The following is an 11836-nucleotide window of genomic DNA, read 5'->3' on the forward strand; positions in this document are numbered from 1 at the left end:
TAGCATACGGCAAAGGGGAGCCCCTGTGCGGGGCTCCCCTGAGCTATGAGCTTTTTTGGTGCTCAATCACACCTGAAGAGTATTAGGCGCCGACGCGGAAACGCTCGAAAGCGGTTGCGGTTGCACCGTTCTCCTCGAGAACTGCAGCTACAGACTTTGAGGAGTCCTTAGCGAAGTCCTGGTCGAGCAGGGTGTTTTCCTTGTAGAAAGCCTTGAGCTTGCCTTCAACGATCTTGGGGATGATCTGCTCGGGCTTGCCTTCGCCGCGGGCGGTTTCTTCAGCAACGCGCTTCTCTGCCTCGATGTCCTCAGCTGAGATGGAGTCTGAGTTGAGGTACTTGGGGCTCATAGCGGCGATGTGAACGGCTACGTCGTGAGCAACTTCGTCGGTGTTCTCGCCAGCTACTGCGAGCAGAACGCCAACCTGTGCGGGCAGGTCCTTGGAGGTCTTGTGCAGGTAAACTGCAACGTTCTCGCCCTCAACGCGAGCTACGCGGCGAACAACGATCTTTTCGCCGAGCAGGGCGCCTGCTTCGGTGGTGAGCTCGTCAACGGTCTTACCTTCGTAAGAAGCTGCCTTGAGTTCTTCCAGGGTGGAAGCGTTAGCGGCAACTGCTGCTTCGAGAACGTCGTTACCGAACTTGATGAAGGGCTCGGACTTAGCAACGAAGTCGGTTTCTGAGTTAACTTCGATCATGAAGCCGACGCCGTTTTCTACGCGGGCAGCAACGAGGCCTTCTGCGGTTGCACGGCCTTCGCGCTTGGTGACGCCCTTGAGGCCCTTAACGCGGATGATTTCCATTGCCTTCTGCTGGTCGCCGTTGGCCTCGTCGAGGGCCTTCTTGACGTCGAGCATGCCTGCGCCGGTCTTTTCGCGCAGAGCCTTGATGTCGGCTGCGGTGTAGTTCGCCATGGTGAACTCCTTATATTTTGAACAGATTAGGGAAATCTATTGGGTTCCTGCCGGTATCTTCGGCAGAAGAGGTGAGAACGGCACCCACCGAATGTGGGCGGGTGCCGTTTCTCTTATGAGGCTTTACTTAGCTTCTTCAGCGGGTGCTTCTGCCTTAGCAGCTTCGTGCTGCTCGAGCAGTTCGCGCTCCCATTCAGCCATGGGCTCTTCGGAAGCGTTAGCTGACTTGCCGGCCTTCTTGTTTTCGCGTTCCAGCAGACCTTCAGCAACTGCGTCCGCGATGACGCGGGTGAGCAGGTTGACGGAGCGGATTGCGTCGTCGTTGCCGGGGATGGGGAAGGAAACCTCGTCAGGGTCGCAGTTGGTGTCGAGGATTGCAACTACGGGGATACCCAGCTTCTGAGCTTCGTCAACAGCCAGGTGTTCCTTCTTGGTGTCAACAACCCAGATCAGTGAGGGAGCCTTGGTGAGGTTACGGATACCACCGAGGGTCTTCTCGAGCTTCTCGTGCTCGCGACGCAGAAGCAGCAGTTCCTTCTTGGTGAACTGTGAGCCTGCGACATCGTCGAAGTCGATCTGCTCGAGTTCCTTCATGCGCTCGATGCGCTTTGAAACGGTGGCGAAGTTGGTGAGCATACCACCGAGCCAGCGGTGGTTGACGTAGGGCATGTTCACGCGGGTAGCCTGCTCAGCGATGGCTTCCTGAGCCTGCTTCTTGGTACCAACGAACAGAACGGTGCCGCCGTGAGCAACGGTTGCCTTAACAGCTTCGTAAGCCTGGTCGATGAAGGCCAGTGACTGCTGCAGGTCGATGATGTAGATGCCGTTGCGCTCGGTGAGGATGAAGCGCTTCATCTTGGGGTTCCAGCGGCGGGTCTGGTGACCGAAGTGGACACCTGAATCGAGAAGCTGGCGCATAGTTACGACGGGCATGTCGTCTCCTTATTAGTGTGGGTGCCGGGCGGGCCCCTGATTCCAGGCTAGCTCCGCTCCGCGCATAGTAGTTATCGGTTTACATGTGGAGCCTGTGGGCGTGAACCCGCTCCCCTGGTAACGCTCAGACCTTTTCGTTGGAGTGACGAAGCTGTCTCAGACCTTCACCGGCATGTGCCGGACCGAAAGTTCCTTATCAACTAGAGGCTAGTTGCTTCGCGTTACGCGACGTCAGACCCTGGGTGAAGCTCGCATGAACGGTTTACTCAGGAGGGGTCTCTATGTAAAGGGATTCCCCTTGCCCTAGCTCTACCCGTTTTTGGGCAGGCACAGGGGCAAACTGCAATCAACAACTATACCGCATATTTTGGTTTTAATCAGCGGGTTTTCAGCTCTTGTGGTGGCAGGTTTCCAGTGGTAAAGATGGAGACAACCTACGGTTGGCGCCACCTGGGGTAAGGGGCGGGCTCCGACCGAAAGGGGTTTATCGTGTCTTTTCTTGTATTGCTCTCTAGAAGGCTTGTGAGGTTTCTGGGGGTTTGTTGTGCCCTGCTTTTAGTAGGGGTAGTAACCCCGCTAGCTTTTGCGGGGCGGACGCCGCCCTGGCAGGCCCCGGTGGAGGGGCAGCTTACCGTGGTTCGGGGTTTTGAGAAACCGGCTGCCCGCTGGGCTGCCGGGCACCGCGGCGTTGACCTTGCGCTGGAAGCGGGTGGGCACGTCCTTGCCCCTTATGAGGGGAAGGTAGTTTTTGCTGGAACCGTAGTTGACCGGCAAGTGCTTACCCTTGAGCACCCGGATGGGCGGCGGTCGTCCTTTGAGCCTGTCATGAACCCCCTACCGGTAGGTAGCCGGGTGCAGGCAGGGGACGCCATCGCCCAGCTAGATTCTGAGGTTCAGCACTGTGCCCCGAGCTTTTGCCTGCACTGGGGTGTGAGGGAACCTGCCCCGGGCTCTGAAACAGCACGCAGGGGGCTCGATTACACGAACCCCCTGCTCCTGCTAGGGCTTGAAGACCCCAGCGTGCTGTTACCTATCGGCGATGATTTTGCGGCCTAGCGGATACGCTGTACCCCGCCTTCGGCGGTCCACCGCACAACCGCGCCCTTGGTGAAGCTCACCGTCACTGACCCATCGGGATGGGAAACCTCATCGGTAGTGGGGAAACCCAGCGATGATGTATAGCCGTTATTGACCCAGTACCAGTAGATTCCGCCATCTGCCACCAGTGTCTTAGCACCCGTGGTAGGTGACCATACGAACAAGGTGCCTGCACCTGAAGGGGTCGTAAAGCGCTGCTGGGCACCACCGCCAGGAACAGCTTGCTCATCGGTATCGGGGAAGCCATAGCGGGCAGTTCCACCTGCTGCTGTAAACCGGCCGCCAATAGCACCGGCCTCCCACACCACCTGGGTTCGATGGTGTCGAGGTGTCCAGTAGAAGGCAAATCGACGCCCGTCAGCAAGAGCAAACTTCTGCATCGCGCCACCGGTGATAGCAGTCTCTGCAAAGAGCGGGTACCCATACCCGTTCTCGTAGCCACCGGCTCGGTATCTTGCCCCGATACCTCCCGAGAAGTTCACGGGGTAGGCCCCGGTGCGGGCAGTCCAGTAGATAGTGAAATTACGCGAGAAGTTCTGCCCCGCTCCCCCATCACGCAGGGGAAACTCAGCACTCGTCGGCGTTCCAAAAGTAGCGGCTGCCCCGTGGGCGTAGTAGTAGGCTCCGATAGCACCAATCAGCGGGAAACCGCGGGTATCTGCAACAGCTGAAACTGCACGGGGAGCGTTAACAAAACGGTACCCGTTGACGTTTGATCCTGTGTCCTTAAGAATGGTGCGAATCTGCTCTACGGTCAGGTTCGGGTTGCGTTCCTTCATCATGGCGATAATGCCACTCACGTGAGGGGCAGCCATTGAGGTGCCGTTGAGCGGACCGTAGCCGGGCCCGACCTGTGTATAGGCGCCGGTGTTAACGGTTGACCAGATATCTGACCCTACCGCACCACCGGGAGCCAGCACATCAAGCATGGGCCCCCAGTTGGAGTAACCTGTCATCACATTGCCGTTAGCGGTTGCACCGACCACGATAGCTCCCAGGCAGTTAGCGGGTGAGGTACCAACTGCGTTTGCACCAAAGTTACCTGCCGCCGCAACTACCGGAACGTTCCGTGCATGAGCTGCGTCGATGGCGTCCTGCAGGACCCTGGGGCAGGTTGCCGAGTAGAAGCCCTCGGAGTAGTTAACGACGTGAGCCGGTGTGGGGTTAGCAGGTGCTCCGGGTACGGGCACGCCTGCACTCCAGGCAATTCCCGCAGCCTGGTCAGAAGTGTAGGCGCGTCCGTTGACGCCCATAATGCGGGAATGCTGGATTCGCGCATTAGGGGCTACACCGGCTACTCCTGCCCCGTTATCGGTTGCGGCGGCAGCGATACCAGCTACGTGGGTTCCGTGCCACATAGAACGGGGAACCTGAGGCCCCCAGTCGCCTTCATCGTTGGGGTTAGGGTCCCAGCCATTACCGTCCCGGCTCTGGTCAGCCGAGACAAAGTCATAACCGGGTAAAGTCTTTGCAGCTAGTTCGGGGTGCCAGGTCTGCCCGGTATCAGCGATACCGATGATGATGCCCTCGCCGGTAGCGTATCGCCAGGCACCGGGCGCGTCGATAGCTCGCATATTCCACTGGTGACTAGCAAAGTAGGGGTCGTTAGGCGGGTTACGGGGCGTAGCGGCCTGGCCGGTTGTGATGATGAGATCAGGTTCAGCATATTCAACATCTGGTTGAGCTTCGAGTAAGTCAACAACCTGAGCCTGCTCGACCGGGTCAATCATCTCCTGAAGATCTACAACCTGAGCCTGCTCAACTGCCTCGTGGGAGACCGCTGCGGTATCTACGGCCGCAGTGGCGTCAGCGACCTCATTCAGAATCTGGGCCTGTTCGTGACCGTCTACCCCGTCCTTAAATTTCACCACCAGACGGTCGGTATCTGGCTCAGCTGTCGGCTGGTAGCGGGTGCTCATCTCACCTGCGGGGCCAGCGGACGGGCCACCGCTGACCTGCCCCTGGAATGCGGTGTCGCCACCCGCACCCTAAGGCGGTGCTGCCTGGGCCACAGTGGGTTGGGTCGCGAATAAAAAACCCGCTGCAAGCACCAGGGAACAGGTGCCTGCAACGGACTGCAAAAATGGTGAACGGGCCATAACTACTCCCTCAAATGTGTGTGTTTCTACACAGCATACGGTATGAAGAAGTAGTTAAGGGGCCCCGCTATGAGCGCACGTAGGCTACCGGAGTAACAATGCCGGTCTCAGCTGACCAGACCAGCAGGGTCTCAGTGCCGTCAGCGGCACGGAAGAGCTGCTGGGCGCCACCTTCAATGCTGTATTCATTAGCTACCGGCTCGCCAAGGCATCGGCAGCACCCTGGGCGTAGTAGTAGGCGCCAATACCGCCGATAAGCTTGGGTTCAACCTTGTCGAGGGCCTCTTCCAGAATCACGGGGAAGTCGTAGTTGTGGTGCTGGATGCCAGGTAGCACGGTGAAGTCTACGTTGTTGAAACCGGCAGCTGCGTAGACGTTGTGGCCGTTTTCTGCTGCCCCGTAGGCTGACCAGGCAATAGGCCAGGTGGCACCCATGCTGTCCTCAGAACCGATGTACCACTGCAAGGAGAAGCCCTGGGCGGCCTCTGAGGGCAGGGTCTGCATGCCGTTACTGTTACCGCCACCGACCATCACGGAGCCGCCGCCGGTGCGCCAGGCGTCCTGGCTGTCAGCCAGCAGTTCAAAGCCGGTGATTTCAGCGCCGCCGGAGTGGCCGATGGTCCAGACGTTGGAGGAATCCATGCCTGCTTCAGCGATGAAGGAGCTGGCAAAAGAGCGGAACCAATCGCCGTTGGCGTCCATGGACTGCCACCAGGTGATGCCGTTACCGCTTGCGTCCTTATCGGGCGAGATAACGGGCACGAAAATCATGTTGCGCTCATTCGCTACCTCGGCCATACCGAGCAACTGTGAGTTATTGGGGGAATGAACCTTGGACTGGTTGGTGAACCAGTAGTCCCCGTCGAGGTAGAAGACAACGCCTACGGGCTGGGCCCAGTCGATGTTCTCTGCGTAGACGTGGTAGTTGGAGCTCACACCAGCTTCTGAGGTGTAGGTCGCGAACTGGGTGGTGTTAGTGGCTGCCTGAGCACTGGTAGTACCAGCAGCGAGCAGGGAGCTAGCCAGCAGACCGGTGGCAAGGACGGGTGCGGTGGCGCGCTTGAGGGAAAAAGACATAGTTTCCTCTGATGTAGATGGGATGCGAGTGATAGAAAGTAAAAACTTTCCTCAGCAAATGTAGCACCCGGCCGGTAAGAGCGCGAGAACTGCGTGAGAATAGCCGGTGAACGGGGCGTGTCGTCCACGCTTTGAAAAGGTTGTGTGAGGGAGAAGGAGTGAGGACGCCCCAGCTCAGCTCTAGAAGGAGCTGACGGTTCCGAGCCGGGTAACAAAAAGCCCTTCCTTTCTGTTGGAAGAAAGGAAGGGCTTGTTCTGTAGGGCCTGCGGGGCTTGAACCCGCGACCAAGGGATTAGAGATACAGGGTTTCGCCAATGTTTATCTATGCTTCTATATATGCGCTTGACTAGCTGAAACACTATATTTCCACCATTAGACCATTCGGGAAAATTCGCCTATATATCTCTGTTTTCGTTGGGTGGCGTAAAGATCGGTGTCAGTCAACGGGCATATTCCTCCCCTAGCACCAGGGCATAGACGGCGCTGGACTCCCCGGTTGCATGTTTCCACAGGTCGAGGGTTTCCATGGGGTCAAGCCTCCACTAAGCCGACATTGATAGCAGGTGCACAGAGGCTCCTTCCATGAGGTCTACTTTCCGGTAAACAGGTGACTTTATGAAGGTACACCCTGTGCTGACATGCGGCTTCCATCGCCGGTTCATAGTGGTTAAATACAGGCTTGCAACTTGCTACCAAAGTGCATTGGTTCCAAATCGTGCAAACATAAAGTCAGCAAAGAGCGTAATCCCATTGCACACGCTAATCATTGCGCAAACCCAACCATCCCGTCACGACATGTTGAGAAGCAAATAACGTCACCATGCTCATGACCGGAGCGCAGAAGATAACTCTGAATTTACTCTCCAGTCATTCGACCTTGCTTGACAGTTCCTTTAGCTACTCATCATTATTCTCAGCTACACTCTCTGAAGGGGCAGCTTTACTGCCAAGCAAAAAAGCTGAAACGACGGCGGCTAAGTTCAAGCCAGTAATCGTTGCTGCAGCTGTCGGATGGCCTAGGCACAAAGCTAATATAGCACAACCCAACACAGCCAAAACTGCAAACAATCCGAAACGTTGCCCAGTTTTAGTTACTACAAATCTATTGTTCTGCTCTGTGGTAATAGCAGTTTCTCGAAAGTTTGCTTCCTGGGTTTCCAGGGCATGACGGTGCTGCTGCTCCTTAACGGCCATCTCGACTATTTTGCCAGGCAAATTGCTATCTACCTGTTTATATCGCTCTAGTTCTGCAGCACTTGGGAGCGGCCCAGAAGTGTACTGCGCATATGTTGCTGACATTAGTCGAGAAGTGTTAGAAGGATCGATCTGGCCGTCTAACGTAGGTTGTTCAAAAATATTTTCAGAGACAACGCTACTATCTGCAGTTTCGTGAGTAGGACTGAGAGAGGATTTACCTTGAGGTGGCATAAGACTTATTTGAGGAGTTGTTTAGCTTCGGCCTGAGATATAGCTTTACGCAGGTCGTTACCAACGTTCTTCCAGTCCCTGGAAATACCAGTTTTGGGAGCGACGTATCGACCTGTTACGGCAGATCGGTAAAATCTATCTGTCGTTTTTCCGGACAAATCAAAGACCCCGGCTATCGACCGCAATACTACTCTAGCGTGCTTGGAGGTATGTAGGGTGACTGTCATTGTTCTTCCTTTTGAGTAACGGGTACAAGAAGCCAAAACTTCTATAACCTATTACTTCATAGTACTAGAGTTCGATAACATTATGTGAAAAATACTCTGTGAAACTAGTATGAAGTTGATTAACTTTCCTGTTGTGCAAGTAGTCAGCAGGGCTTTGCTTTGGTGGGGCACTTTTTACTCGTTCAGGTAAGTGGTCTCAGGGGTACGCACTTTTGCGTAGCACTGGCAGGGGTACGCGCTAGACGCGTACCTACTAGCAGTTCTGATAGATGGACACGGCTGGGCAGATTACTACACAGATAGCGCGGTGGTTTACACCGGTTGGGGAATTAGCAGGTCAGAGCCTTTTTCGCGGCGTCGTGGATATGAGGTGGTGATCAAGACGCAGCACTACTTTTTTCGGGATTGGGAAAATCCTTGAGCCGGTGCCCAGAGCCATAATCACTCTGCTGGCGCCGTCAATGCCATTACGAAATGAGGCGGGATTACAGGGGATCTTTGGCTACATAAGAGGGGGTAAGCATTATTGACCCCCTTTGAGAAGTTCAAAGCCGGTAATCTGCCGGTTTCAAAACCTCTAGTTTGGAGGTGTTGAGTTGCAGAGCAGAGGGCTAATGGTGCCAGTATTGTCGAGGTCAGGTGCGCCCTCCACTCAGGAGAGGCAGCTACCCGGCAGTGCTGTAACCCGTACAAAAGCCTGGGCACCATGCACAGGCGGTAAGGGCAGCAGCAGCAAGGCAATGGGGTACCCCCTAGGCTCAAGCTATGTCGATAATATCGACACCCTTTACCCAGCAACACAGAACGGCCAACAAACTACAGGGCAGGCTGTGGGCTGGGTTTAGTTTTTTCAGGTGCCAGGAGAGGGCATACACCCCAACCTAAGCAGCCACAGGCTCCGCAGAAGCCCCAGCATGAGCGCGGTTAAGGTACTGCAGGTTCGCCACCTGATAACCCTCTAGAGTGGCTTTAATGGCGCGGTAATGGTTCAAAGTGCATTGAGTCAAAGCCTGTCCCCGTAGCCGCTTTTGCAAGACGGCCAGGCGTTTAGCTTCTGGCTTGCCTTGCTAGAAACACCACCGGCTACAGTAGGCGGCCTGAGAGGGGGGTAAATCGGTGTGACAGTAGGTGCAAGCGGGTGGAGATCATCGGGTATCACCTGTCATTAAGGCGGGTTGGGTTTGGCATGCCCCATGCCTAACAGCCTAGCACCTTTGAGGCCATAGAAAAGCGGCCCCTTAGTCGTTCAGACTAAGGGGCCGCTTGCCAACCCGTAAGTATGAACGTGTCGCACCGGTTCGGGGTGCAACCCGTGAACCTATTTACCACCTCAATTTTAACACCGGCCCCCGCCATTTAACAGGGCCGGCAACAGAGGCTACTTCTTCTTAGAGAGCCAATACTCGTACACCGCAATGTCCTGCTCGATGTCATCACCAACAGCCTTATTCATGGCCTCGTATGCCTTGCGTTCAGTCTCGAACTCACGTTCATTCTTCCAATGCAGCTTAACCGTCTGCCCCGGTTTGGGTCGCTCGTTCATGGAGTCAATCAGCTTAGAGTGCGCGGGGCGGGTATCAAGTATGTTTGCCGCTACGTAGTCAAAGGGTGGGCGCATAGCCCCGGTGGTGAAAGGGTACGTGTGCTTGGGGAGCCGGTACTCAAAACGCAAACGCAGCAGATCCAGCAGCTCAACACCGGTAATCGCTAGGCTGATTGCACTATCAAAGGCCGGGGCCTGTTCATCAGTAGGCAGGACCCAATTCTCGTTAAGGGTTTTAGCGTTCTAGTTGAACCCGTCCTTTACTGCAGGCAAGTTGGTGTTGAAGTAATCCAGCAGAACAGGGAAGTCCTCAACCAGTATCGATTCTTTGGCCTTGTTGGTGATACTGTTACGGGCTCTATCTCCTGCCTGGCGGTGCCTGGCGGTGCCTGGCGTCTGCTAGGGCATGTCCCTAAGGTGCTGGCGGGTTGCCTCAACGTCCTTGACAGTAGGGCGGCCAGGGCATCTTGTGCGGGGGCGGCAGTGATGTAGAGCTGTTCTGAGTTAGCCTCGATGCCCTCAATTTTTAGGGCCGGGGCATAATCCCTGAGAGTAGGGCGACTTTCTCGGTAGCTTCTCGCATGAGGGGGGAATTGTTCGGGGCGGGGGTTGGTAGTCATTTCCATTTTGGTTCCTGTCTTTCTTTGTAGGTTGGTGTCTGTTGTGTCTTTTTGCCTAGTCACAACGGGGTCATTTTGTAGTCTGGGTTTCGGACACTGTTTTGCATAGGGTTAACCAGCGCCGGCTCAGGCAGAATCGCGAATTTACCGCGCCTAGAACGTTGCAGCTTGCCACTCTCATTCAATCGCCTGAGATAATGACCCACCTTGTCCTCATTTAGAGCACTGGCAGCATGATCAGTGCTCTGAGGCTCTGGGTACTTATTGAAGTGCTCCAAGATCCTTGTTTGCACGTCCCCCAGGGCTCCAACTTGCCCGCTCTGGATAGCTGCAGCGACAGCCTCTTCCAAAGTGGCGCCCATCAAGAACCACTGCCCGTTATCAAAACGGATAGCGTACTCACCCTCTTGCACCTCACGGCTCATTACCTGCAGCCGCGCTTGGCCCTGGCCACGATCACGCCTGATAACAAGGGTTGAGTCAGCCGCACCGGCCAAACCCTGAGTACCACTGATAGCCCCTAGAAAGTCCTCGCCCCCTCCCCTGTTATTGGTATGGTGAACAACAATCAGAGAAGAGCCGGGGTACTCGTCCACGCACCGCTTAAGGCGGGGCACGTCGTTGTAGTCCTTGCCGTAGGCATCATTACCGGCATGCACCCCACGGGCTCGGCCCAGGGTGTCAAGGATAATGAGGGGCTTCTGAGCCCCGTGCTCCTTCAGGAACTCACCAATCATCATTTGAACAATTGAGGGTCCCAAATCTACGACCAGACAGAACTTGTAGTACTCAGGTGCAGGCTCATAAATTCCCAGCTTATTCAGCCGTGATTTCAAACGCCGGTGCCCATCTTCAAGGGCCAGGTACAGCACCGGGCGCTGCTCAACCCTGACAGAGCCCAGCGTATACCCACCGGTCACGCATGCTACAGCAAGACCCAGGACAAACCAAGACTTACAAATCTTCGGGGCCGCAACAAGCAATGTCAGCCCCTCATGAATGAGGCCGGGGACAGTGGACCCAATAGGCGGGTAGGTCGTTGATAACACCTCGTGAGCGGTGAACATGGTATCCAGTGGGTGAGGTGTCGCCTCTGGCATGGTTTCAGTCAAGAAGCAGCACCCCTCAGATAATCGAGATCCTCATTCCTGAGCCGCTTTGGTGCATCAATCCGAGGACTGAACGGCCCCCCCAGCCGCCATGGTTTCATCAAAGCGGGACAACTGGGCAACGTAGTCTTATAAGTGCAGGTGCTAGTGCATCCGCTCTTGCTGCTGACCTACCGCGTACCCGGCCACATACCCGGCGTTGAAGCTCTGCGCCTAGAGCCGTATCGAGGTCTTGGAGCTCATGGCTCTGGTAGATAATGTTAGGTATGGGCACCCCCCTGAAACGGGGGTATGCACAATGACGCTGCAGCTTTCGCAGGTTGGCATTTTCCCCAGTTGGCGCAACATCTCAGCCGTGCTGAGCTCGTTAGGTTCCTCAGGCCAGATGTAACCGCATAGAGCCACGATGCCCCCGGTAGCGGTGATGTGCTTGGAGGGGTCGAGTAGGTGCTTGTAGTCCTGGTCTGTGGGGGTTTGCTTCTGACTCACGGTTGCGCCCCTAGTTTGCGGGTGGCCTCTAAGAACTCTTGGAAGCGTTCACGGTTGCGGGTGGCATGCTGCAAGATGTATCTGTACCCGGCCCGCGCTATGTGATATGTACTGGCTTTAGTTCCGACAATTATAAGACCACTAAAGCACCATCAACCACCTCCTGCGGAGTCTGATATGTACTGGCTTTAGTTCCGACAATTATAAGACCACTAAAGCACCATCAACCACCTCCTGCGGAGTCCGATAACCAAGACTCTGATGCAACCGACCAGCATTCCACCAAGCAACCCAAGACG

8 protein-coding genes are annotated in these 11836 nt (G+C 55.7%); 1 reads left to right on the forward strand and 7 read right to left on the reverse strand.

The window, feature by feature from the left end; all coding sequences use genetic code 11:
• Positions 1–82: 82 nt before the first annotated feature.
• Together tsf and rpsB are read right to left on the reverse strand one after the other, a co-directional pair.
• Positions 83–913: a translation elongation factor Ts gene (gene tsf, locus L6762_RS08830; RefSeq protein WP_237186889.1), complete on the reverse strand. Its 831-nt coding sequence runs from the start codon at positions 911–913 to the stop codon at positions 83–85.
• Between the two features lie 123 nt (positions 914–1036).
• Positions 1037–1846, reverse strand: a complete 810-nt coding sequence (gene rpsB / locus L6762_RS08835) for a 30S ribosomal protein S2 (protein ID WP_185173307.1) — start codon at positions 1844–1846, stop codon at positions 1037–1039.
• A gap of 633 nt (positions 1847–2479) precedes the next feature.
• Between rpsB and L6762_RS08840 the strand changes: the two genes are divergently transcribed.
• A complete protein-coding gene (locus L6762_RS08840) occupies positions 2480–2902 on the forward strand; it encodes a M23 family metallopeptidase (RefSeq protein WP_237186890.1) in 423 nt (140 codons plus the stop codon).
• On the opposite strand, the gene L6762_RS08845 is transcribed toward L6762_RS08840, so the two are convergent.
• From L6762_RS08845 to L6762_RS08865, 5 genes are all read right to left on the reverse strand, one after another.
• Positions 2899–4863, reverse strand: a complete 1965-nt coding sequence (locus tag L6762_RS08845) for a S8 family serine peptidase (protein ID WP_237186891.1) — start codon at positions 4861–4863, stop codon at positions 2899–2901. The two genes, L6762_RS08840 and L6762_RS08845, sit on opposite strands and share 4 nt — an antisense overlap.
• A 372-nt stretch (positions 4864–5235) precedes the next feature.
• Positions 5236–6120 (reverse strand): hypothetical protein, encoded by an 885-nt coding sequence (locus tag L6762_RS08850; RefSeq protein WP_237186892.1) that lies wholly within the window; start codon positions 6118–6120, stop codon positions 5236–5238.
• Between the two features lie 898 nt (positions 6121–7018).
• Entirely contained in the window at positions 7019–7549 is a 531-nt protein-coding gene (locus L6762_RS08855; RefSeq protein WP_237186893.1) for a DUF2335 domain-containing protein, read from the reverse strand.
• A 1605-nt stretch (positions 7550–9154) separates the two neighbouring features.
• A complete protein-coding gene (locus L6762_RS08860) occupies positions 9155–9394 on the reverse strand; it encodes a hypothetical protein (protein WP_237186894.1) in 240 nt (79 codons plus the stop codon).
• A 604-nt stretch (positions 9395–9998) separates the two neighbouring features.
• Positions 9999–11051 (reverse strand): AAA family ATPase, encoded by a 1053-nt coding sequence (locus L6762_RS08865; protein WP_237186895.1) that lies wholly within the window; start codon positions 11049–11051, stop codon positions 9999–10001.
• Positions 11052–11836 lie beyond the last annotated feature (785 nt).

The sequence above is a fragment of the Rothia nasimurium genome, from assembly GCF_928381705.1.
In the GTDB taxonomy this organism is placed as follows: Bacteria; Actinomycetota; Actinomycetes; order Actinomycetales; family Micrococcaceae; genus Rothia; species Rothia nasimurium_G.

Excerpts from the sequence above, each read along its gene's own strand:
- tsf (WP_237186889.1), bottom strand. The coding sequence starts at position 913 with ATGGCGAACTACACCGCAGCCGACATCAAGGCTCTGCGCGAAAAGACC.
- rpsB (WP_185173307.1), bottom strand. The coding sequence starts at position 1,846 with ATGCCCGTCGTAACTATGCGCCAGCTTCTCGATTCAGGTGTCCACTTC.
- L6762_RS08845 (WP_237186891.1), bottom strand. The coding sequence starts at position 4,863 with ATGAGCACCCGCTACCAGCCGACAGCTGAGCCAGATACCGACCGTCTG.
- L6762_RS08850 (WP_237186892.1), bottom strand. The coding sequence starts at position 6,120 with ATGTCTTTTTCCCTCAAGCGCGCCACCGCACCCGTCCTTGCCACCGGT.
- L6762_RS08855 (WP_237186893.1), bottom strand. The coding sequence starts at position 7,549 with ATGCCACCTCAAGGTAAATCCTCTCTCAGTCCTACTCACGAAACTGCA.
- L6762_RS08860 (WP_237186894.1), bottom strand. The coding sequence starts at position 9,394 with ATGCGCCCACCCTTTGACTACGTAGCGGCAAACATACTTGATACCCGC.